Annotated in this window: 22 protein-coding genes; 12 read left to right on the top strand and 10 right to left on the bottom strand. The window is 44.8% G+C overall.

What is annotated here, in order from left to right:
* Positions 1–71 precede the first annotated feature (71 nt).
* On the top strand, positions 72–2,789 hold the full coding sequence (locus tag ACOIT5_RS06040; protein ID WP_423129571.1) for a TonB-dependent receptor: 2,718 nt from the start codon (positions 72–74) through the stop codon (positions 2,787–2,789).
* A 57-nt stretch (positions 2,790–2,846) separates the two neighbouring features.
* The gene (locus tag ACOIT5_RS06035; RefSeq protein ID WP_423129570.1) at positions 2,847–3,968 is read left to right on the top strand and encodes a hypothetical protein; all 1,122 of its coding nucleotides are present in this window, start codon (positions 2,847–2,849) and stop codon (positions 3,966–3,968) included.
* Positions 3,969–4,011: 43 nt separating this feature from the next.
* On the opposite strand, the gene ACOIT5_RS06030 is transcribed toward ACOIT5_RS06035, so the two are convergent.
* The 3 genes from ACOIT5_RS06030 to ACOIT5_RS06020 all read right to left on the bottom strand — a co-directional run bounded on the left by ACOIT5_RS06030 (position 4,012) and on the right by ACOIT5_RS06020 (position 6,268).
* Positions 4,012–4,308 carry a hypothetical protein gene (locus tag ACOIT5_RS06030; protein ID WP_423129569.1) on the bottom strand — a complete coding sequence of 99 codons (297 nt, stop codon included), beginning with the start codon at positions 4,306–4,308 and terminating at the stop codon, positions 4,012–4,014.
* Positions 4,309–4,353: 45 nt separating this feature from the next.
* On the bottom strand, positions 4,354–4,833 hold the full coding sequence (locus tag ACOIT5_RS06025; RefSeq protein WP_423129568.1) for a VOC family protein: 480 nt from the start codon (positions 4,831–4,833) through the stop codon (positions 4,354–4,356).
* A gap of 469 nt (positions 4,834–5,302) precedes the next feature.
* Complete coding sequence (locus ACOIT5_RS06020) at positions 5,303–6,268, bottom strand: NmrA/HSCARG family protein (RefSeq protein ID WP_423129567.1); 966 nt, start codon at positions 6,266–6,268, stop codon at positions 5,303–5,305.
* A gap of 251 nt (positions 6,269–6,519) precedes the next feature.
* Here ACOIT5_RS06020 and ACOIT5_RS06015 point away from each other — a divergent pair, with 251 nt between their 5' ends.
* Positions 6,520–7,269, top strand: a complete 750-nt coding sequence (locus ACOIT5_RS06015; RefSeq protein ID WP_423129566.1) for a hypothetical protein — start codon at positions 6,520–6,522, stop codon at positions 7,267–7,269.
* 46 nt (positions 7,270–7,315) lie between these two features.
* Positions 7,316–9,013 carry a hypothetical protein gene (locus tag ACOIT5_RS06010; protein WP_423129565.1) on the top strand — a complete coding sequence of 566 codons (1,698 nt, stop codon included), beginning with the start codon at positions 7,316–7,318 and terminating at the stop codon, positions 9,011–9,013.
* 265 nt (positions 9,014–9,278) lie between these two features.
* On the opposite strand, the gene ACOIT5_RS06005 is transcribed toward ACOIT5_RS06010, so the two are convergent.
* The 5 genes from ACOIT5_RS06005 to ACOIT5_RS05985 all read right to left on the bottom strand — a co-directional run bounded on the left by ACOIT5_RS06005 (position 9,279) and on the right by ACOIT5_RS05985 (position 15,081).
* Complete coding sequence (locus ACOIT5_RS06005; protein ID WP_423130608.1) at positions 9,279–9,698, bottom strand: TlpA family protein disulfide reductase; 420 nt, start codon at positions 9,696–9,698, stop codon at positions 9,279–9,281.
* 279 nt (positions 9,699–9,977) lie between these two features.
* Positions 9,978–10,565 (bottom strand): hypothetical protein, encoded by a 588-nt coding sequence (locus tag ACOIT5_RS06000; protein WP_423129564.1) that lies wholly within the window; start codon positions 10,563–10,565, stop codon positions 9,978–9,980.
* A gap of 694 nt (positions 10,566–11,259) precedes the next feature.
* Positions 11,260–13,845: an AAA family ATPase gene (locus ACOIT5_RS05995; RefSeq protein WP_423129563.1), complete on the bottom strand. Its 2,586-nt coding sequence runs from the start codon at positions 13,843–13,845 to the stop codon at positions 11,260–11,262.
* Positions 13,846–14,121: 276 nt separating this feature from the next.
* Positions 14,122–14,397, bottom strand: coding sequence for a DUF4242 domain-containing protein (locus ACOIT5_RS05990; protein WP_423129562.1), 276 nt, complete (start codon positions 14,395–14,397; stop codon positions 14,122–14,124).
* Between the two features lie 63 nt (positions 14,398–14,460).
* On the bottom strand, positions 14,461–15,081 hold the full coding sequence (locus ACOIT5_RS05985) for a DUF4242 domain-containing protein (RefSeq protein ID WP_423129561.1): 621 nt from the start codon (positions 15,079–15,081) through the stop codon (positions 14,461–14,463).
* A 565-nt stretch (positions 15,082–15,646) separates the two neighbouring features.
* Here ACOIT5_RS05985 and ACOIT5_RS05980 point away from each other — a divergent pair.
* From ACOIT5_RS05980 to ACOIT5_RS05945, 8 genes are all read left to right on the top strand, one after another.
* Positions 15,647–16,150, top strand: a complete 504-nt coding sequence (locus ACOIT5_RS05980) for a CHRD domain-containing protein (protein WP_423129560.1) — start codon at positions 15,647–15,649, stop codon at positions 16,148–16,150.
* Positions 16,151–16,222: 72 nt separating this feature from the next.
* Positions 16,223–16,600 carry a hypothetical protein gene (locus tag ACOIT5_RS05975; RefSeq protein WP_423129559.1) on the top strand — a complete coding sequence of 126 codons (378 nt, stop codon included), beginning with the start codon at positions 16,223–16,225 and terminating at the stop codon, positions 16,598–16,600.
* Positions 16,601–16,618: 18 nt separating this feature from the next.
* On the top strand, positions 16,619–17,164 hold the full coding sequence (locus tag ACOIT5_RS05970; protein WP_423129558.1) for a YceI family protein: 546 nt from the start codon (positions 16,619–16,621) through the stop codon (positions 17,162–17,164).
* A gap of 33 nt (positions 17,165–17,197) precedes the next feature.
* A complete protein-coding gene (locus ACOIT5_RS05965; protein ID WP_423129557.1) occupies positions 17,198–18,175 on the top strand; it encodes a DUF5777 family beta-barrel protein in 978 nt (325 codons plus the stop codon).
* Positions 18,176–18,332: 157 nt separating this feature from the next.
* A complete protein-coding gene (locus ACOIT5_RS05960) occupies positions 18,333–18,962 on the top strand; it encodes an RNA polymerase sigma factor (protein WP_423129556.1) in 630 nt (209 codons plus the stop codon).
* Positions 18,955–20,205, top strand: a complete 1,251-nt coding sequence (locus ACOIT5_RS05955; RefSeq protein ID WP_423129555.1) for a hypothetical protein — start codon at positions 18,955–18,957, stop codon at positions 20,203–20,205. Before ACOIT5_RS05960 ends, ACOIT5_RS05955 begins: the two co-directional genes overlap by 8 nt.
* Positions 20,206–20,290: 85 nt before the next feature.
* Positions 20,291–20,644, top strand: coding sequence for a carboxypeptidase-like regulatory domain-containing protein (locus ACOIT5_RS05950; RefSeq protein WP_423129554.1), 354 nt, complete (start codon positions 20,291–20,293; stop codon positions 20,642–20,644).
* A 124-nt stretch (positions 20,645–20,768) separates the two neighbouring features.
* A complete protein-coding gene (locus ACOIT5_RS05945) occupies positions 20,769–21,227 on the top strand; it encodes a toxin-antitoxin system YwqK family antitoxin (protein ID WP_423129553.1) in 459 nt (152 codons plus the stop codon).
* A gap of 20 nt (positions 21,228–21,247) precedes the next feature.
* Here ACOIT5_RS05945 and ACOIT5_RS05940 read toward each other — a convergent pair whose 3' ends face one another.
* Both ACOIT5_RS05940 and ACOIT5_RS05935 read right to left on the bottom strand, forming a co-directional pair.
* Positions 21,248–22,630, bottom strand: a complete 1,383-nt coding sequence (locus ACOIT5_RS05940) for a tryptophanase (protein WP_423129552.1) — start codon at positions 22,628–22,630, stop codon at positions 21,248–21,250.
* Positions 22,631–22,916: 286 nt separating this feature from the next.
* On the bottom strand, positions 22,917–23,588 hold the full coding sequence (locus ACOIT5_RS05935; RefSeq protein WP_423129551.1) for an OmpA family protein: 672 nt from the start codon (positions 23,586–23,588) through the stop codon (positions 22,917–22,919).
* Between the last annotated feature and the right edge of the window lie 174 nt (positions 23,589–23,762).

The raw sequence follows: 23,762 nt of genomic DNA, 5'->3' as shown, positions 1-23,762 counted from the left end.
TAATCAGGGTGTAATCTGATTGCCCGTACTTCGTATGGTCATCAATGGTGACGGAAAACAAAAACAGATTTATGGGAATTAAGAAGTTACTCTTGTTTTATTTTTTTGTTGCCGTTTCGTTTGCAGCAACGGCGCAAAAAGGTACGCTGAAAGGCCTGGTTAAAGATAAAAAAACAAAAGAACCATTAGTCGGGGCAACAATCCTGCTCGAAGGAACAACAACCGGAACAATTACCGATTTTGACGGACTGTTTATTTTGACCAATGTCAGTCGGGGGACCTACAAAATCCGTTGTTCATTTATTTCTTACGAGACAGAATATCTGGAAAATGTAAGCGTAACCGATGGAAATACGGTTGAGTTAAACATTGAACTCGGAGAGTCGACCGTAGAATTGGGAGATGTGAAGGTGGTCGCCAGGGTAAACCGCGAATCAGAGAGTATCCTGCTCCTTGAACAAAAGAATTCAATTCTGGCCACCCAGGGTATTGGGGCGCAGGAGATTTCGCGCAAAGGCGTTAGCGATGCGGAAGGGGCGGTTACCAAAATCTCAGGAATATCGAAACAGGAAGGTGTGAAGAACGTATTTGTCAGGGGATTGGGCGACCGGTACAACATCACCACCTTGAATGGCTTTCCGGTTCCTTCGGAAGACCCCGAATACAAGAACATTTCGCTGGACCTGTTTTCTTCGGAAATGATCCGTTCGGTGGGGGTCAGTAAAGTTTTTGGAGCCGAGGCTTCCGGTGATGTGGGCGGAGCCGGGATTAACATCTCGTCGAAAGAACTAACAGGCGAATCAGAATTCACGGTTGAGCTTTCGGTGGAACTGAATGAACAAACCATCGGCAAAAAATTCCTGAAAGCAGATGGGGTAAATTCGTTTGGCTTTGCAGACAAAAAGCCGGGGCCGACCGACTTGTCACAATATCGTTTTCATAATTCGCTTGACCCATCCGGACAAAGTTCGTCCTTAAACCGGGGTTTTGCCGTTTCGGGCGGCAAACGGTTTTCGGTGGGGCCAAATAAAAATCCTTTCGGCTTTGTTATTACCGGGTCATATTCCACCGATTTCAACTACCAGAAAGGGCTGGTCCGCAACACCGGGACCACCGGGGTCATCGTCCAGGATTTGGAATACAATAAGTATAACCAGGGTTCATCCCACTTAGGATTGGTTAATGCCGATTATCATTTTAAAAATAACAGCCTTTCTTTTAATGGTTTGTATGTGCATGCCAACAAACAATATATTGGGGAATATTACGGAAAGCAAAACGACGCCTTTCAGGATTCACCTGACGAAACCGGTTTGCTGAGAAGGCAGCAAATCAACGACAACTGGGTTATTGTAAATCAGTTGTCGTCGGAATGGGAACTGGCTGACAACTGGAAACTGGACGCTGGGCTTTCTTATAACTTTGTGCAGGGCAACGAGCCGGACCGGCGGGTGAATTACCTGTCGGATCTGGGTGATGGTCAACTGAGGCCAACCGGGAGCACCGGCAGGCACCAGCGTTATTTTTCCGGGCTTTCGGAAAATGGGCTGCATGCCAGGTTCGCCCTCATGCATGACCTTTCAGGCGGACATTCGCTCACGGCCGGTTATTCGGGCAGTTATGTGAAACGGAATTTTGAAGCCATTGAATACGACCACAGTTTTACCACTCCCCGGCGTTTTACTCTCGATAAGGTGACTCTTGATGATTATTTCAACCAGGAAAACCTGGGGACAAGCACCTCCGACTATGCTGACGGTAAATTTCTGTTAGACCGAAACCGGGACGAATATCAGGTAGAGAAACTGATTAACAGTGCATTTGGCGAACTCGTTTACCGGTTCAATGAAAAACTGACGGGGGTTGCCGGAATGGCCGCGGACAAGGTGAACCTGACCGTGGATTATAATGTCAATCGCGGCGGAAGTGTCGGGAAAACGTCCATTGATGAGTTGTACTTCCTTCCAAGCCTAAACTTGAAATATGACCCGACCGAGAAGAGTTCATTCCGTTTGGGGGCGAGCCGCACTTACACTTTACCGCAGGATAAAGAAATTTCTCCTTTCCGGTATATCGATGTCAGTTTTAAATCTCAGGGCAATGTCAACCTGAAAGCATCAGCCAATTATAACCTGGATTTGAAGTATGACTATTACCTTTCGTCCGATGAACTGCTTTCCCTGACCGGCTTTTTCAAGTTTATACAAGACCCGATTTCGAGGGTTGAAATAGCCAGCGCCGGGGGTTTTCTCACTTATGGGAACATTGCCGACAACGCGACGATTAACGGGGCCGAACTGGAAATCAGGAAAAATATTTTTAAAAACAGCAAGGGGAATGAGGGCAACGAGACAAAATTGTCGGCCGGTTTCAATGGTTCTTATATTCTGACGGATGTCACCTTGCGGAGTGACCTAAGCTTCACCAACAAAACGTCGGAACTGGAAGGGGCGGCCCCGGTGATTGTCAATGCCGATTTGACTTATCAAATCAGAAAAAATGATTTCTCCTTGCTCAATTCGCTTGTGTTGAATTACTACAGCGACCGGATCTATACAATCGGGGCCAATGGCTATCAGGATATCTATGAGGATGGGGTCACAACGCTCGATTTTGTTTCGTCAGCAAAATTAAACAAACACTGGGAGCTTAAATTGAAAGGCAAAAACCTGCTGGACCCGGATTTTCGTCTTACCCGCCAGGCAAACGGGACAGATGCCGATCCGGTGGTTCTGAGTTCTTACAAAAAAGGCATTTTCATCAGCTTTGGAATTTCCTATAAACTTTAAAATGCACATGAAAAATTTAATTATTCATAACACGTAACATTTTAATTCAAAAAAAAAATGAAAAAATTATTTTATGCCGTTGCTTTGGCAACCTTGTTTTTTACCGCTTGTAATGATAAAGACGACGATCCGATTGAAGTAGTTGATCATGTCCTCAAGGGTGACATCACTGCTAATAAAACACTTGATGCTTCTGTTGAATATTCACTGGAAGGTTCTGTTCATGTTAAGTCAGGCGCTACGTTAACCATTCCTGCCGGTACGGTGATTAAAGCCAAAAAAGGTTTTGACCAGTACATTTTAATTGAACGCGGCGCCAAAATTATGGCCGAAGGAACTGCTGAAAAGCCGATTCTTCTGACCTCTGCCGCATCGGTGCCCGCTTCAACCGACTGGGGCGGGTTGATCATTAACGGGAATGCGCCAATCTCGGGGGCTACTGCAGGGACCGAAGGCGTAACCGAGATTGATAATGCCATCAAATATGGGGGCACCAATGCCGCCGACAATTCCGGGGTGCTGAAATATGTGATTATTGCCTATACCGGCGCCCGCTCAACGGCCAATATCGAGCATAATGGTCTGACCTTGAATGCAGTTGGAAATGGCACGGTTATCGAAAACATCTACATCCCCTATAGCGGGGACGATGGGATTGAATTTTTCGGCGGAACCGTAAACGTGAAAAACCTGTTGGTGGTTAATTCAGACGACGATATGTTTGACCTGACCCAGGGATGGACGGGTACTTTGGACAACGCCTATGGTATTTGGTTGTCCGGCTATGCCAGTACCGAATCTGACCCGCGCGGCGTGGAAGCCGACGGAAACTTCGACGGTCTTGGCGCCGACCACGTCGGTCAGTCTGATTTTACCATGCAAAATATCACGATTGTAAACAATTCAGGATTTGAAATGCAGGACGGATTAAAAATTCGCCGCGGCGCTAAAGCTACCATCACCAACTGCTTAATTACCGGAACCGGAAAAGTAACTGACGTGATTGATTTTACCGACACCGCCAGTGCTGGAAACCCGGCTTCCTCGATCAATATTACCAACTCGTTATCCAACGGTAATTTTACTGTTGAGGTAAAAGGAACCGGTAATGTTACCACCAGCACTACAAACACCGGCGCCAATACAACGGTATTTGCCTGGACCGGTTTTACATTCTAAACCAATTTGAAAGAATACAAAAACATTGAAGCGGTAAAAGGCTTCAATTCCCGTAAATTTGTAAAGTTCCGGCACAACAGGGCCGGAACTTTTTTAATGGGATAAGGCGGCTGCAAACTTCATGTTGATTGGTATGTGCAAAATTTGCACACACCAATTCTTCTTCCAGTTCACCTTCCTCAAAAATATTTTTAATATGCTTGGTTATTACCGGACGTTCTTTCTGGAACAGTTCACCCATTTGTGCCTGCGAAAGCCAAACCGTTTCATCTTGCAAACGAACATCAATTTTTGTCTGCCCGTCTTCGGTATGATAAAGTAGTATTTGTGAATTTGCCATGTTCTGTAACGTTTATTTTAAATTCCGATTTTTCAAAATTTTTTGTCATGAGTTTTCTAGAATGTCTGAGGCTGTTTGATTACCAAGTTGTTCGGCCAATCCGATGAGAAGTCCTTCTGTTCCGCGAATGTAGCAGAGTCGATAAATATTCTCATAATTAACCACTTCTCCAACAACTTCAGCACCATGCTTTGCAAGTCTGGATAGCAATTCGTCAAGGTTGTCAACCCGAAACATGATACGGAGATAGCCAAGAGAGTTTACCGGAGCAGTCTTGTGATCTGCTATTGTATGTGGGTTGAGAAATCGCGAAAGTTCAAGTCGGCTGTTTCCGTCCGGAGTAACCATCATCGCAACTTCGACCGACTGATTTCCAAGTCCTGTTACCCGTCCTGCCCATTCCCCTTCAATCATCGCTCGTCTTTCAAGTTTCAGTCCGATCTCTGCGAAAAAAGAAATGGCATTGTCGAGAGATTCTACAACGATACCGACATTGTTCATCTCCATTAGTTTACTTCTTGTCATCGTCTTGTTTTTTTAGTGTACAAATTATCAGTTGGCTGCCGGTACTTCCGCATCAAGCCGTCAGGGAAATCGCCTTTAACGACCTAAAGGTTTTTGAAGCGCCGGATTGCCCTTCCATACCCACCCGAGACTGTATATCAAGAGTCTTTTACATCGTGTCATTCTGTCCGGCAACTGCCGGACGGGGTGACCGGATTCCCAAAGATGAAGAATTCTTGATACAGCCTCATCGAACGCCTGATAGCCGACGTCTTTTCGTTGCAAAGGAGGATGAAGGTTTAGTTTTTTTCTCATTTTTGATCGCCTTCGTTTGAGCTAAAGAAGGAGGAACTGAAGGGGTGAGAGGATTGTCCGTACGAAACGTGCAAATTTGTTGAACCGGGTACAGCTTACTTAAATCAGATTGAAAAAGAAGTGCCTGCAGATATTCTTTGGTGAAAAAACTGCAGGCGTCTTTATCGTCCGTCATTTAGGCTGTTCCCGAAAGCGTGGCCGTTATTGTTTCGTTGTTTTTTTCGAGCCATTCGTCGAATGAAAGCAGTTCGGGGTTTAACTCCCGTGAAAAATCCACACTCCTCGCACCGCAAAAGTAGTCTTCAAAATCAGCTTTAAACTGGAACATATTGCCCAGGTCGTCTGCGCCGGGAAACCCGAGTGACCGGTAAACCGGGGGAGGTACGGCATTGTATCCGACTTCAGTTCCCAAGACTTTGGTAAAAGCAGCGGCCATTTGATGCCCGGTTAGATGTTCGCCGGCAATACCAACCATTTGTCCCTGATACTTGTTGCCGCCTTTAAAAATGCCGAAAGCACATTTGCCAATATCCTCGGCGGCAATACCCGGTAGCTTTTTATTGCCCATGGGTAAGGACAGCAACAGTTTGCCGTCTGTTCCCTTTTGGGGGCCCATGCCAAAATAGAGAAAATTTTCCCAATAAAACGAGGTGTTCAATAAGGTGTAGGGTACTCCGCTGTTTTTAAAAAAAGCATTTGATTCTCCTTTTCCGTCAAGATGAGGGACTTTGTATTTTCCGTGCAAGGTCGGCATCCGGTCATCATTTAGGGGCACCCAGTTGCGGGTATCTTCGAGGGTTGACCAAATGACGTGTTCAATGCCACTTTCCTTTGCTGCTTCGGCCATGTTATGTGCTTGTGCTATTTCTTTTTCAGGCGAAAAATGCTCCCAAAAAAAGGTCACGCAGAACACACCATATGCGCCGTTAAAGGCATTCAGAAGGCTTTCTTTGTTATCAACGTCCGCTTCAACGACTTCGGCTCCCAGGTCTGAAAGCGCTTTGGCTTTGTCTGAGTTTACATCCCTGGTAATCGCCCTCGCTCCGAATCCACTGTCCGGATCGTTCAAAATGGCCCTGACAAGGCCACCACCCTGCGCACCGGTAGCGCCAACCACTGCAATTACTTTCTCATTTCTCATTTTTTGAAATATTTAGTTAAATGGTTAATGGAAAGAAAGTTACGTCTATTCTGAATCAATTCCTATTAAAAAATACCTTTTCATCTTTTATTTTTCGGAGGTTTGTTGAAGTTGAAAAAGCCCGTCCAAACTTGTTTTACTGGATAGGGGATTGTGAAATGAAAAACGAAAGTACGAAGCTGAGATCTGTGGAATAATTACACGCCTGAGTTAAAATAAATTTGTAGTTTTGTTTTCATAAAAAACTGCAAATGAAATCAACAACCCGGTTTATCCTGTCTGTATTGTTGTGCATTGTTCTGAATGCAGAGGCGACATGGGCACAGGACGATCAGGCGGATATGAACCAGCCCGGTCAAACAAAGTGGAAATTGTCTGTTGACGGAGGCGTTGGATACCGGATCGCAAGCACCAAAGATTCGAAACAGGCATTGATCCGTCAGGGGCAGGATCCGTCAGAGGTTAATTCTTACTTCGATCAAATAAAATGGGGTCCTCAATTTTCGGCCCAATTACATTATTTATTTTCGGCCCGTTACGGCGTTGGGGTTGATTACCAGTTTCATACCTCAAGTGGAAATCTTTATGGCACATTTGATCCCGGCGACGGCGTAACTCTGTATTACGGGGAGGTGAAGGACGAGGTATTCACGAATTACCTCGGATTGTCCTTTTATTTATACCAGTGGCTGAAAACAAGCAAATTAGCTTTTAGCAGTCAGATTTCGGTTGGTCCGGTTTTTTTCCGCCAGGAAAATGTCACTCTTTATACCCCCGCCCTTGTTACCGGGAAAACCCTGGGCGGAAAAGTAGGGTATGGCCTTGAATATTTCCTGAGCCGGAACATCGCTTTGGGAATCCACCTGAACTTGTTTTACGCGACCATCTCGAAAGTGAAGGTCGACTATGAAAGTTCTTCCGATGAAGTTGACCTTCCCAAAGATCAAAAGGAAGGTTTGAGCAGAATTGACGGTGGGGCCGGAATAAAATTTTATTTCTAACCCTCCATTCAAAATCATCGAGAAACAAGTTCTAATAACAAAAAGAATGACACAAAAGAAAAAAAACAAACTCCGGATATACCTGGGGATAGCAGTCCTCATTATAACCAGCAGCTTCATCCTCTCGTGTAATGATGATTTTATTCACGCGAAAATGCCTGAATATCAGGAGTTAAATGATACAATTTTTGTGACAAATACGACTCCTCCGTTTTCTATTGATATGAATTTCGATAAGGATGGAGCGTGCAATTGGCAGCTTGTTCAATCTCCGTTGTGGCTCGGGGTGAGTCCCAAAAGGGGAACAAAAGAAGCTTATAGAGCTGCAACTATCCATTTCTCAGTAAATGACTACGACATCGCTACAGGGTTGGGATTTTACGCGTTTCCGCTGGTTTTTGACATTGACGGAAAACTGATTGGTTATACTGTGGCGCTTGCCAATTTGGGTCATCCTACGATCCACCTGTCTACTCAATCCATTACATTCAGCAGTAGTTTGAATTATCATGTTGAACTTTCAAACCAAAGCTATGGAATTCTGGCCTGGAGGATAGCCGAAGCGCCAAGCTGGGTTCAATGGGATCAGGGTAGCGGTTTGCTTAATCAATATGCCGAACAGTCGATCAATTTCAGCGCCAACGTCAGCGGCCTGGACCCGGGAGAATACAAGGGTACCATCAAAATTGAAAGCAATTCCACTTATAACCCGGTTTTTGAGATCCAGGTAACCTTGCACGTATTGGCCAACGCGTATTACAGCGATTACCACCAGGGCCAGCTCGTTGATTCCCGTTACAGTAAAAGCAGGGACGAGGTTATTGCGCTTACCAAAAACCCGAACCAGATGCTTTTCTTCAGGGCCGGTGTCAACGAACCCGAAGTTGTTGGCTTGGATCGTGTTCCACAGGGTTTTGCTTTGTCTGAAGACGAATCGAAAATAGCTATAGGTTATTCAAATTCGGAAATTACAATCTATAACGCCGTGGATCACACCCCTGTGAAAACGTATCAGGCTGGCGCTATTCCTCTCAGTCTGGAATTTGGAGATTCTGATTGGCTGTACTTTCTGGCGGCACAATCTTACTGGAACTACCTGCACAGCATGGACCTGACTACTGGCGAAATCACCCGGGCGACAGACGGCAAAAGTGGGTTAAAAACGCTTTTGAAAGTGCCAAAGAAAGACATTTTGGTGGCTTACCGGCCAGGGTACAGCCCCGACGGACTGTTTTTGATTGACATTTCAGAAAAAGGTCAGACAGATAAGGTAAACGAATATTTCATGGATCACGATGGGATTTGGTTTTCGGATGACGGGCAAAGACTGCTGACCGCCTGGAATAAAATATACAATATGCCTGCGTATGACACGAATCAGGCTTACTTTCCACATGAACCAACTGTTATCGGTCAGTTCGAGTTTCCCAACAGTCAGCAATCCGACTGTCTGGCCCAGCAATCATCGACCGGTCGCATATTTGCGGCTACCGGCTTTGGCTGGTCGGGATTAAATACGACCATTTGTATTTTCAAAGACAACACCCTGACAAGGGAAAAAATTTTGGAGCTAAAATTTGTACGGCCCGAGAATTTTTCGGTGTACAACACCTGGTCGGGTAGGCCGAAAGCGATGTATCCGTCTAAAAACGGTAACGATTTATGGCTGGTCCAAAAGTATATCGAATATGATACCAGCCACCAAGGTATTTGGTCTGTCGTAAAAGTTGATATCACAAAATAAGAAGTTGGTATTCTGTCCAGCTTCCCCCGCGTAAATTTGCAATTTGTGTCTTATTTTGCATGAGGAACCCTCAATTCGATCGAATTTCACCAATAACAGATCGGCGCGAGCGGGGAGTCGGGTAGGGTTTCCAACAGAGATCCTGTCTGACCGGTAGGAGGTTGCACCAATGGTTTGATTTGTCAAACCGAGATGGCCCCGCCTGCCAGATTGCAAAATTGTCAGCAAACGTGGTTATTTATCGTAATGGTTATACTTATCTTAATTATTGGGCGATTAATTTTTTAATGTCAGTTATCAAAACATCAGATATTTTATCAGAATAACGGTACCATTTATATCGTTTTCCATCTTTGTCGATCAATAAAAAATCAGGGAATGCATGCAATCCATAATCTTTTACAATCTGTTTATTACCCGCGCAAACAGGATAGGCCAACTTATTATCCCTCACATATTTCTTCACAATAGCGGGTGGATCATAAGGATAAAATGCACACATCTCAAATTTATCATTTGCATGGAAGGTCTGATCAACTTTCATTAAGTGTGGTGTCGATTTGGCACAAGGACAACAATTAAGCAATCCGAAATACAGTAATCGAATTTTTTTATCGTTTGGTGATAGGTATAACTCCTCTCCCGTTATTGTATGGTCTTTAATCTCCGGAGCCGGTGACTGGATTTTTTATGTTTGGGTATTTGAATGGCTTCATCTTTAATTGTTTCAGTGTCAATTTGATTGGCGTCAACAATGAATTGAATTATCCAGATTCCTGAAGTAAATTCTTTATTCCGTTGTTCCTGAAATCTATAATTGCGAAGTTCATTAGAATATAATAGCTGTGTTTTTTTGTCGTATAAGCATAACGATAAACAAAAAACGGAAGATCTTTTTGCATCAACCCAAATAACAAACAATCCGCCGGCGGCTCATGCTTGGCACTACGTGCATTAAGAGCGCCTATTTATGTAATACGTTATTTTTATTTGTTTTCAAGGGTATTGAAATCCCGAGAGCAAATGCCCCGGCAAACTGATCAACAGTCGGCTGAAAGTAATAGCAAAAACTTAAATCAACATCGTTATTCCGTCCCAATTCCAACCCAAAAGAGAACGGAATATGGTAAATAAATCCGCTTTTATTGATATTAGTATAAGCCGTAAACGTTTCAAATTTTCCTATTGATCCACCAATCCCAATTTCAACGTATGGTGCAACCCAGGGAATTGGTGCTCTAACTCTCGCTTTTCCGCCAATCAGAAAGGCTTTAGATTCGGCTTTTTCATCAGTTGGATTGTCATTAATATCTTTTCCATTAGAGCTTGTCAAAATTAAACCTGCGTATGGTCTAAGTTCAACCCAGGAAGCGACGGCTAGAACATATTCACCTTGTAGAAAAAATCCATCATTGGCAATCTCAGCAACACTATGATATGGTGAACTCATCCCATATCCAATTTGAGCATTAATTGATTTATTCTTTATGAATTGTGCTTCTGCTAGATTAGAAGTCAAAACAACTATCAGTATTATCAAGGTCGTTTTCATAATGTGTTACTACCTGGTTTATATATCCACCAAAATATCACACATTTCAATTCCGGGGGATATGTTTAACTTTATTATCTCATATTTAGCTTATAATTACAGCCACCACATCCTTTAGATTGCTGTTGTCACTTAACATCCCGTAAATCTTTGTGCTGGTTATTTTGGAGGGCGTTCAGGTGTCATTTTCATTGTCAGTTAGTTATTTGGTGCCAGAAAGTTACAATAATTCTGAACAAATTATTATTGATTATTAAAAAAATTATCAGTGATCTTTTTCCCCTACTCGCGCTGGTTTGTACCCGGTGTGCCATTCGGCAGGATGGAATTCTATCCCGGCAAGGGAAGGTACAAATTACGAACAGGCCAGCGATAGACGATACTACTGGTTCCAGGTATCGTATTTTTTATCCCGGTTGTTTCTTTCTTTCAGGTTTTTCAATTATCTCCCGGTCATCAGGACCTATCTTTGAAAATGCAAGCCATTTTTTCCAAACCCTTCAATAGTGTATCATTATGCTAAATTGATTGACGGTCGATAATCAAAAAACGATCGTGCGATTTGGTGAACTGCGTTATTTCAATTCTCGGATATTGGCATTGAACCGTTTTAGAATAAGTTTTAGCTGATGTGAAACATCAGCGGTAACGAGGGCGTTCACCGGTGGTCTTTTGTAACAGGCGGTGGGTAGAATTAGATTATCCCTAGTTTTTCTGCCTCGATAACAGCCTTATTCCGACTGTTCACTTCGAGTTTAAATAAAATTGCACTAACATGGTGATCGACGGTTTTGGGCGAGATAAATAATTTATCAGCAATTTCGGTATTCTGAAGGCCTTCTTTTAGTAAGTTTAGTACGTCTACCTGCCGTCTGGTTAAATGTGCTGTATTCTTTTTTGTACTTGACCTTGGTCCACGGGGAATACTTTTGATTCCTTTTGCCCGCAATTCATCTTTAAGGATGTTTAAGGTACCAACAGCACCTAATTTGTCGAGGATGATTAAGGACTCTTTTTGCATCTCCCTTGTACCTTCAAAAAGTGATAATGCATATTCGTAATTACACCCCATGCTTTTCCAACGTTCTGCTGCTTTGTCAAATCTTCCTACGATGTACGAATGGTAGGGGTCCAATATTTTTTTCGATTTGTCATACTTAAGTCCATTCCGGTGCATCCAAAAAACCAGTTCACTGTAGTATGACTCAATAAACACCTTCTTTAAATTATTCAATGCTACTTTTAAAATATCTTTGAACACGAATTTATTCTTTGTAATCCAGCCATATTCTAAAAGTGCGACTGTAACCGGAGCGATTCGTTGCAGTTCTTTTGTGCTTAATGCCAGCTCTTTCGATTCTTCGAGGTAGATAATCGCGCTTTGATAGTCCGCAACACGGACAGACAAACGGCCCAAAACGATTAAGGCGCCAATCCTTACAACATTCGGATGGGTAGGAAATTCTACAATACTCCCCGCAATTTTCGCAGCTTCATCCCATTTACAAAGTTCAAAAAGAAGACGGGCTTTCCATGTGAGCATGTAATATGTCCAGGAATCAAGATCATTCCCGTTGCAATAATCAATCCCACTGTTCAGGGCATCTAATCCTTCCTGATATTTTTTATGTTCGATGGAGTAAGATGCAATATTTGTATAAGCCCTGGCCACATGCTCGTGATAGCCATTTCTCAACGCAATATCCAGACTTGTGTAAAGATACCTTGAATTTGTTTTATCTTTTTGAAGAAGCGCTGACCCAATATTATTTAACGCGTGACATAGAATTTCTTCATTATCAATCTTTTTTGCAAGGTCAAGCGCTTTTTCTCCGTATTCAACAGCCAACTCCGTTTCACCGGATAACATTTTTAATTGAGCATAGTTACTGTAAGCCCGACCTCTTTCCTCCAACGGAAAACCATTTTCCAATTCTTCGATTGCTTGAATGGCAAACCGCTCGGCGTTATCCTTTTTCCCCTGAAACCAATTCAACCTTGATAATATTCGATATGAAACACCGATCCGGATTTTGTCTCCCAACTTCTGCCAAATTGTTAATGCAAGTTGTTGTGAGTCAATTGCCTTTTGAATCTGATTGGTCAGGTAACACTCGTATGCGTGTTGTTCATATAACTGTGCCAGCTCCAGTCCGGTTAAAGATGAATGTTCAATTGCCATCATAAATAGCTTGGCAGCCTCGAGGTGAGCGCCCAATGCAGATGCTTTTTTTGCAGCTAAAGGTGCATATCTGGAGATGACTTCGGTGTTTTGTGCATTTTGCGCCACATGGATCAGAATTGCCATATCCGATTCCTCAGGTTTATGGGCAAGCAAAATGTCCAGTATTTTTTTGTTTAGTTGAATACGCCGATAACCAGGTAATGCCTCCTCGATTGTTCTTCTGTAAAGTTCGTGTTTAAATAACAGGAATTTCCCTTCTGTTCGTAAAACACCTGAATGGATACAATTGTCAAGAACCGAAAGATAATTCGGCTCAATCAAGCTCAATAAATTTAGATCAATTTTTCCCGGCAGAACCGAAATTAGTTCCCAAAGTGCTTTCACGTCATTTACCTGTTTATGAAAAACGGTAAGCACGGAATCTTTAATATTATCTGGTATTCCGGGGCTATACCAGGCAAGAATTTCATTCACATAAAACGGGTTGCCCCCCGTAAGATTATAAACCTCCACCGGGTCAAACGAGGTAGCTTTTGAAAGTTTACTAACTGCCTCAAAGGATAACTGTTCTATCTTGATCTTGGTAAACAAACCCGAAGGAATTTCACTGAAAACCGAACGTATCGGATGATCCGGAAAAACCGCTTCTTCCCGATAGGTTAAAATGAACAAGCACCTGATATGATGAATCCTTCGCGACAAAAATTTAATTAAATCCAGGGTACCGCCATCAGCCCAGTGGACATCTTCAAAAATTAGCACCAACGGCTCATTTAACGCCTTTAACTCAGCCATAAACGAAGAGAACAGCAAGGCGGTTTCTTTTTCAGATCGTACTAGTTCCTGAAAGTTCTTGCTTAATTGCCAGGTAATATCAAATAAAGGTCCTAAAGGGCGTGGCGTGATCAATGAATCACAGGTTCCGGTTAAAACAAGAGCCTCTTTCTCAATTCGTTGTACAAACTCATTGATCAGCGAGGTTTTTCCAATTCCCGCTTCCCCTGTAACAAAAACCGTATGCCCATTCCTGCCTGTACTACCGGAATAGAGCTCACCTAAAGTGGTTAAATATTCTTCCCGTTCCAATAAACTCATTGAGTCGTGATATTAGTTTAAGATATGAAAGATTTGAACCTTTTAGCGATTACGAGTCTCTTGTATGTCAATATGCTATAATAACATACGCTGAGTTTGAATGTTTAAAACGGGCTGAAATTTGATTCACACAGCGGTGCATTCAATAACTTAAGATTTTCCTTGTTTCAGGTCGTATCATCCAACAGGGTCGTCAGTGCGGCGGCGCCTGAAAACCGGGCACAAAAAAAGGTTTAGAAATTTTTCTAAACCCTTTCCCGGATAAAACCCGGAAGCTCAACGAATGCTTGTCGTTGGGTCAATCATGGTTTTGACCTCGTTTACACTTTTTACCGGAAATCCGGCTCTCGACGAGTGTTCTCGTATGACCTCTTCATTTTCGGCAATATGGACACAATACATTTTGTTTTCGGTTACAAAAGTTTCGAGCCAATGATAGGCTTTACCCAGCCCGTCAACGGTGTTGCACGAGGTTTTGGAAATTTCCTGTAGTTCTTTTTCTGAAAGTTTACCTGCTCCGGGTAAATCTCGTTCAATGATAAATTTTTTCATGTGTATTTTTTCAATTTAAGTGTGTGAAATTCGCGTATAAACATTTGTTTCTCAATTTTGTATTTATTGTCCTGTTATTACTTCATCTATTTGGTTCGGAATCAAACCGTGTGCTTCAGTATGGGTGTGGATTACGCTTCCCGGGTTTTGCGCTTGCGAGAGACAGTAAACAATACCGGCTTCTTCGTCTACCCAGTAATTGATGAAGTTAACGCCGTACTTTTCCTGAACTTCCAGGTCTTTTTCATGCGCTTCGGCCACGGCTTCGGCAGTAACGTTCCCTGCACCGAGATAATGGATGTCCAAAAAGTATTTCAAATCACCGGAAGCCGGGACTTCTTTGCCAGAGGTAACCGGGTGCACTTCATGGGGAATAAGCCCGTGAGCTTCTTCGTGGGTTCTGGTTACCATTTCTTCATTAGGTGCTTCTGATAAGCAGTACACCGTCCCCGATTTTTCGTCTACCCAGTATTTGATGAAGTTTACGCCATACCTTCCCTGGGTTGTCAAGTCCTTTTCATGAGCTTCGGCCACCGCTTCAGCGGTAACATTCCCTTTCCCTAAATGATGCACATCGATGTAAAGCTTTTTACCCGAGCCCGGATGAAGCGCCCATCCTGTTGTTGAACTTACAAGTGCAGAAAGAACAACTGCAACCATTAAAAACACACTGATTTTTTTCATGAATTTCAAATTTTAATGATTAATGAATTACCGGAACAAAGTTATTTGCAGTTTAATCCCCGGAGATAAGGACAATTCCCCATTTTATTTTTCTGAATTCCCTATTTTTCGAATTACACCTGAAACGCTTTCCGGATTAAAATCTTTTCCCGGGGAAATAAGCTTTCAGGATCGGCTGAATGGCTCCGCTGTTTTCTCTTCTAATTCATAAAGGAGGTACTTCCTGCTATTTGCGGGGCATGTTTTCTTACGAAACGTCCGCGTCTCGTTTATCATTTAATCCGGTTGATCGGTGGGTAACAACAACGGAATAGTTTGCGAAAATGGAGCGATAGCGGTCCCCTGATCCTTATCCCCTGGTCTTTGCCGCGCAGTTCATTCCCCTTGACAGCATGATAAACCTTGTATTTTAGGGATTTCTGCACGACCGATGTGAAAAATATTTTTTACAGGCAGCATTCCTGATTTTCATTCCGTATTTCTTATTGAAATGACCATCTGCCGGAAAAACAAAACGGAGAAAAAGATCTGTTACGCTTTTATTAACGTGTTAAATTTAAAGGTTATGAAAACAAAAATCCATTTTTTGAACAGCAAACTGCAAATGGCGGTTTTTGTGGTTCTTCTGGCCTTTGTTGGGTTCTCGTCGTGTAAAGATGATGACGATGATGAGAAAGTACCCGCGAAGGTTAATTACTCAGGCGCCTTTGTCAAGTCGTCGGATGACGTGGTGACAAGCGCCACGGGTACTGCTACAGCAACTTTTGACCCCAACACCCTTGAACTGTCTTATTCGTTCACCTGGACGGGTTTAGGCTCAAATGCGGTTAATATGCACTTCCACAATGATGGGCCTGTGATGGCCGGAATTGAAGGATTCCCGACAGAAACGGGCGGAACAGTTGCGGGCAAAGTGACCTTGAATGCCCAACAGGCCAGTGATTTGGTAGCGGGCAAAATTTATGCGCAGATTCATACCCAGGATTATCCCGGGGGAGAGGTGATAGCACGCTTAACCAAGAGCAGCAGCCCGAATCCATCGCCCAATCCCGGAGGAGGAGGATATTAACCACGGAATTACTGTCGGCTCCGGGCTTAAAAGCAGCCGGGGTCGGGGGGAATTCCTCTAAACAATAAACAGATGAAAAAAAGAATGATTTTACTCCTGATTGCAGGGGGAGCCTTGATATTCGGATGTAATAACGAGGCCACCGAAATGCCCGACGACCCCGGGCCGGGTGATTGTACGCCTCAGTTTCCTGATATGGATGTCACCTACAACAACTACGTAAAAGGGATTCTTGACAAATATTGCATTTCGTGCCATCATACGGGCAATTCCGCCGGTCCGGGCGATTTCACCAATTACAGTGGCGTAAAGGCCTACACCGGGGGAAATACGTTTTTTGCCAGGGTGATCCAGGATGGTGCAGACATGCCACAGGGAAATGCACCCCTTCCAAAAGCTGTCCGGGATTCGCTGGATGTTTGGATTAAAAACTGTGCCCCTTTAAACTGAACCTTGAAAAAGCAACTGATGAAAGCCTGGGTAAGCCTTGTCTTGTTTGCAGCGACGATCGGGATTGCTTCGTCGCAAATCGTGACTTCACGCGATGTCACCTTCCGTTTTTTCTCCAGCGCCCCGATAGAAGATATTACCGCGGTAAGCAACGAAGGCGTATCGGGGCTCGACTTTATCTCAAAATCGGTCTATTTCAGGGTGGCAATCCGCTCATTTGAATTTGAGAAAAAGTTAATGCAGGAGCATTTTAACGAGAATTATATGGAAAGCAGTAAATATCCTTATGCCGAATTTAAAGGCTTTTTAAAGGAAGATATTGATCTCTCAGCGGATGGCGCTTTCCCTGTTACGGTGCAGGGCGACCTTACCATTCATAATGTAACCAGGAGCTATACGGTGAAAGGGCAGTTGACGATAAAGGGGGGAGAGGTCGTGGCAAACGCTGCTTTCCCGGTCAGGCTGGCCGACCATCAAATAAAAATACCCCGGTTGGTCATCAAAAACATTGCCGAAGTGGTGGAAGTAACGGTTTCGGCCAATTATTTGCCTGCTTCGAAGTAGCTGAAAATGGCTTTATTCAAAAGTAACAAACAGATGAGATTCACTTTTCTTTTATTGATATTGATCGGTATCTGTGCGATACCGGCGGCCGCGCAGGACGACCCGGACCGGTTGTTTCACGGTGATGAGGCAGAGGAAAGGTCCCTGGCGGTGGTTGCTACCTTTAAATCGCCGCGGATCATTAACGGACAATCCAACGAAACAATCCATAAAAACGACTTGCTGTTCACGGTCATGCATCGTTTTGGCGATATCGCCGGAGATTTCGGGGGGGCCAGAAGCTTTTTTGGCCTCGATAATTCCACCGACATCCTGGTTGGCTTCGATTACGGCATATCCGACAGGCTGAGCGCCGGGCTTGGGAGGGCAAAAGGGGCCCCTAACGGAACGAGTACCGACCAGAACCAACTCTTTTACATCCATACAAAATACCGCTTGCTGCAACAAACGGGTAACGACCGGATGCCTTTTTCGGTCACCCTTTTCGGGAACAGCGTAGTTTCGGCAACAGAAAAGCGGGAACAGACCACATCGGATGCCGGTTTTCAAAAGTTTGGCGACCGGATGAGCTACGTGGCGCAGGTAATCATTGCCCGGAAATTCAGCAACAACCTGTCGCTGGCTTTGTCGCCAAGCTACATCCGGCGGAATTACGTAAGTTATATGGATATGAACGACCTGTTTGCCCTGGGGCTGGGAGGGCGCATGAAAATAAGTCCCTGGATGGCCGTGGTTATTGACTATTTTTTAAGTTTCCGCAGTCAGGAGAGTAAAGACTATTTCCGGGAAGAAAAAGACTTCCGCTTGTATAATCCCCTGGGCGCCGGCCTTGAGATTGAAACCGGAGGGCACGTGTTTAACCTCAGTTTTATGAACTCTACCGCCATTTTGGAGAACCAGTTTATTCCGGCTACCAGCAGTTCGTGGGGGAAGGGCGGTTTTCGGTGGGGATTTAGCATCACCCGGACCTTCGCAATGTCCGATAAGTCTAAAAGCCCGGAAAACCCCTGAAAAACACGACCCGGATAATATCTTTCTGAGGAGAAGCAGCCTTTTGTTTGGATACGGGACTGAATGCAGAACTAATTGAAGCTACTATTGTTTTAAAATTTAAAGGACCTGAGCGTAACGTAGTAAAACCAGATAACAACAGATCGTCGTTCCTTAAATGGCAGAAAAAGACTTACAGAAACTGATCGATGGTTGTAGAAAACATGACCGGCAAAGTCAGAAATTGCTCTATCAGAGGCTATATGGGTTTGCTATGAAAATTTGTTTGCGTTTTGCCGAAAACAGGGACGAAGCCTCCGAAATATTGAATGAAGGTTTTTTCAAAGTTTTCACAAACATCGAAAAATACGACGATCAATGGCCGTTTAAGGCATGGCTGGGTAAAATTATCTATCATGCCTCCATCGATTATTACCGGGCAAACTTAAAATGGTCGCAAATGGGCCGTTTGGAAAAAACAGACGATGTTTTACATCAGGCCACCATTGAGCATAAACTTGAATACGACGATTTGCTTGCTATCGTTCAGCGTCTTCCGCCGGCTTACCGCATCGTATTTAACCTCTATGCTGTTGACGGTTATTCGCACGACGAAATCGCCCAAATGGTTGGCATCAGCGCCGGGACATCGAGGTCGAACCTGCATAAGGCCCGTCAGAAATTGCAACAGATGTTGAGCCGTCCGTATTCTTTGATTATGTTGCTGATATCGAAAAACAGAGCCAAATCCGGCAAGGACGGCGTTTTAGGGAGAAAATTTTGCGCAAAATGGGGTAAGCATGGATAACGAGGGTAAACATATTGACGAATTGTTCAGGGCAGGGCTAAGCCGGGAGGAAAATCCGGTTGCTTTTCGTGAAAGCGATTGGGAGAGGCTGGAACAACGGCTGAACCGGTATGCTAAAAAGAAACAGGCCGTGTATTGGCTAAAACCACTTAGCGGTGTTGCGGCAATTCTGTTGCTGGCATATTCCGTGTGGTGGGCCTGGCCTGAAAAACAAGTTCCGCCTGCCCAACATACCGAAATTGTACCCAATGAACGGGAAACTCCGGAAGAACAGCATAAACAGTTGCTTTCATCCAACGATCAGGATGAACCGGAAAACGGTAGCCGTGCAGATCATGCTGTATCTGTCGGGGCAAACCAGCCTGCCCCGCAAGCTGTTGCCGGACAAGACCCTGCCTGGAACCAGGCGGAACAAGCAAGCCAGGAGACTGACCGGCAGGCAAGCGGCACGAAAACAGGCGACGATTTGCCCTTGAAAACCACCGTTCCCGAAAGTCAACTTCGTTCCCAGCCAGATCCTGTGGAGCCAGATAAACAGCCAACTATTTCGGACAAAGCAACCGAACGGCAACCAGCGATGCCGGGTGAAAAACCCGATGAGCCCCGGGAAGTTCCGGTGCCGCAAGTTCCGGTTCAGCACGAAAAGACCGGGCAAAAGCATCGTTTGCTGGCCCTGAGCCTTCTGGTTGCCCCGGCCTATAATGGGGTCGACAACCTGAACGACGGACAGGTGGGCAGCGATTTTGGCCTTTTGCTGACCTTGGGCCTGACAGAACGATGGAGTGTCAGTACCGGCGCGCTTTACGCCAAAAAGCTATACGAAACCGCCTTTAGCAGCTCCTATAATCCGGGTGATGGTCCATCGGGGCATGAGCCCCGGTCGGTTGACGCCGATTGCCGTGTGCTGGACATTCCCCTCAATCTCAATTATACCGTGATTAACCGGGCGAAAACCACGGTCAGCCTGGGTACGGGAATATCTTCGTATGTGATGTTGAGGGAAGATTACCGGTTTAATTACGCCTACCGGAACGGAGCGGAACTGGAGGACCTCCGTTTGGTCAACGAAAACCAGCATTGGCTGAGCATAATCAATTTGCAGGCGAACTACGAGCGGCGGTTAAATTCGAAACTAAGCATCAGTTTTCAACCTTACCTGAAAATCCCGCTGAACGATATCGGCTATGCCCGGGTCAGGCTCCAGTCGTTGGGTACGGCAGTTACCGCTAACTGGCGGTTTTGAATGGCTTACTTTAATCAAATTTTAATGGTTCTGTAATTCAGGCTTAACCCCGATCAGCTTTCTTTGTTATCAAATCAACAGAGAGATGAAACACACGTTATTAAGCATTCTTTTTATGGGCCTTGTTGTTTTTGCAAGCGCCGGAAACAAGGAAAACAAAAACGAAACTTCGTCCGAGAAAGCTGAACTGGTTTCCTTCAGCGGAGAAGTGACCGACCAAATAACCCGTGAAGCCTTAGTTGGCGTAAAAGTTAGCCTCGAAGGAACCGACCAGGTGGTTTATACCGATTTCGACGGTAAATACAGTTTCGAAGATGTAAAGCCGGGAACCTATCACTTGACAGCATCATTTATTTCATACGAGAAAACATCGGTTGAAGAACTTGAGCTAAGTCTCAACACGAACCAGGTCAATCTTAGTTTGAAGTCTTCAAATTGAGGTCCCGGGTTTTATTTCATATACTTAAGATTGGCAACCGCTTCTGAGAGCAGAGGCGGTTTTTTTTGGTTTACCAGCTCAAACAATAAATAATACAACAGACGTAACAGAAGAGGAGGTCTTCATGAAAAGATGGATATTGATTTTCGGCTTGTTCCTGGTTTTTACCGTTCATGCCCATGCCCAGCAAGTAACCGAGGTTGAGGGGGTTTATTATTCCGGTTCAAAGCCTTACACGGGAACTTATATCACGTATTTTGACAACGGGAACACGAAAATCAAACTCAACCTGAAAAAAGGTTTGAAAAACGGGGAAGTCCGTGTTTATTTTGAGAACGGGAGCTTAAGTGAAATTCGTTCTTACAAAAAAAACCTGATGGACGGAACCTGGGTCACTTACAACGAAAAAGCAGTAAAAGTGGCTGTTGCCAATTATAAAAACGGCAAAAAAGAGGGCAAATGGACTGTTTGGGATGACGACGGCCACTTAATTTACGAGATGTATTATAAAAACGGCGAAAAATCGGGAACCTGGAAAAAGTACGATGCCTCGGGTGAACTGGTTAATGAACGCAGCTTCTGATCTTTTCCCGGGTTTGGCGTTTATGCCCCGATCGGTTTCAGGCGTATGGTGAAGTGCCGCATGACCGGCGCTTCGTGATCGATACGGAAACCCTGTTTAATTTCGTTTCGCCGGGCGTAAATGTTTCTTAGGGCGGCAGCAACCACGTTCAGGTGGTTATTGGTGTAGCTGCGCCGCGGGATGGCCAGCCGCAGGAACTCAACGGCCGGGTATCGGTTCTCGTGTGTTTTAGGGTTCCGGTCGGCCAGCAGGGTCCCTACTTCAACCCCTCTGACTCCGGCTTCTAGGTATAGTTCAACAGCCAGCACCTGGGCCACAAACTCTTCTTTGGGCACATGGGGTAAAAAGCGCCGGGCATCAACAAACACGGCATGTCCGCCGGCAGGTTGTTGCACCGGTATTCCGGCGTCGACCAGTTTGTTCCACAGGTACCGGACCTGCCCGATCCGGCTTTCGAGATAGGCGCTTTCGGTAACTTCGTCCAGGCCAACGGCCAAGGCATTCATGTCGCGACCGGCCATGCCGCCGTAAGTCACGAAGCCTTCATACATAATGGTGAAAACAGTTGCTTGCTCAAACCAGTCCTGGCGGTGCATGGCCAGGATGCCGCCGATGTTTACCAAACCGTCCTTCTTGCTGCTCATGGTCATGCCGTCGGCCAGGCTGTACATTTCGCGCACAATTTCCTTGATGGACTTCTGTTGGTAGCCCGTTTCGCGTTGTTGAATAAACCAGGCATTCTCGGCAAAACGCGCCGAATCAAAAATCAGCGGGATCCGGTATTGCGCGGCCAGTTGTTTTACCTGCCGCAGGTTTTCCAACGATACCGGTTGGCCGCCAGAACTGTTGCAGGTGAGGGTCATCAGGATAAACGGAACTTGTTCGCGGGGGTAGCTTTCAAGAACAAGCTGCAACTTGTTTAAATCGACATTGCCTTTAAACGGATGAAGGCTTGCGGTATCGAAAGCTTCGGCAATGGTACAGTCAATGGCCTGGGCCTTTCGGAACTCGATATGCCCTTTGGTCGTATCGAAGTGCGAATTTCCGGGAACCAGATCATTTTCTTTCACCAGAACAGAAAACAGGACATTCTCGGCAGCCCGGCCCTGGTGAACCGGTAAAAAGTAATCAAAACCGAAAAGTTCTTTTACTTTATCTTTCAGGTGGTAGTAGGAGGATGAGCCGGCGTAACTTTCGTCGCCGGTCATCAGGGCCGCCCACTGGCGGTCACTCATGGCTCCGGTGCCGCTGTCGGTGAGTAGGTCGATGTAAACTTGTTCGCTTCGCAGGTTAAACAGGTTATAACCGGCTTCTTTTATCCAGCGTTCGCGTTCGGTCCGGGTACTTGGGTAGATGGGTTCTACCATTTTAATTTTATAGTTTTCGGCAAAAGGTAAGTCCATTTCTAATCAGTTTTAAGATGAAAAAATCGGGGTATAAAATGTACTGGCGATTAGAACGGATAAGTGTCGCGGTTTTTGATGTTGACGTATTTTCGCTTTAGGTTCGACCGGTTTTCAAAAAGCATCCACATAACTACCTTGTTGATGGTTAGCTCAAAAATATGGATTTTGAAAACCGAAAAAGCTAAAAAATATCACAGTTTTTGCCGATCCCCCGGTATTTAAAGAATAAAAAATCCGGCCTGCCTGAACAAACCGGATTTTAATGATTCATAAAGAGGTAATCTTATTTTTCGCCTGCTTCAGCTTTGGCATCGGCAATCATTTTTTCGTTGGCGGTAATGGCAAATTCAACCCGGCGGTTTTGAGCCCGTCCGCTGTCGGTGGCGTTATCGTATTTCGGGCTTAATTCGCCGTATCCTTTGGTGGTGATGCGGCTTTGGCCAACACCTTTTTTCAACAAGTAAGAAGACACGGAACCGGCGCGTTGTTCAGATAGTTTCTGGTTGTATTCTTCCGAACCGCTGCTGTCGGTATGTCCCTGGATTTCGATATCGGTATCCGGAAATTCCTTTAAAACCGTTACCAGTTTATCCAGGTTTGCCGAAGCGTCACTGGTCAGGTTGAAGCTGTTCAGTGCAAACAGCACTTTGCTGTCGAATTCGACCATAATGCCTTCGCCTACCCGTTCCACTTTGGCATCGGGCACCGATTTCTGGATGGCTTCGGCTTGTTTGTCCATCTTGTTACCGATAATAGCGCCGGTGGTTCCGCCAACGGCAGCGCCAATTACAGTTCCCATGGCGGTATTGCCCGAGGCTTTCCCGATTACGGCGCCTAAAACACCGCCGCCGGCTGCCCCGATCACCGCTCCTTTTTGCGCGTTGTTCATGGAAGCACACCCGCTTAACAGTAAGACAGATAAAAGGGCCACGATAAAGGTTCTACTTGTTCTCATGTTTTCTCATTTTAAAGTTTTACACAAATTTATAATTCATTTAAATGTTTCAAGCATGGATAACCGAAACATCGTGAGCAAATGTTTGGGTTGAACTGAGGCCGGTTGAAGGCATAGTTCATAGGAAGAAACGGTCTGAGCAGACGGTTTTGTATAAGATCAGGCGAAAAAAAT

The organism is Gaoshiqia hydrogeniformans (genome assembly GCF_049347105.1).
Taxonomy (GTDB): Bacteria; Bacteroidota; Bacteroidia; order Bacteroidales; family Prolixibacteraceae; genus Gaoshiqia; species Gaoshiqia hydrogeniformans.
The sequence above is the reverse complement of the archived record's forward strand: the minus strand, read 5'-3'. Positions and strand labels throughout refer to the sequence as shown.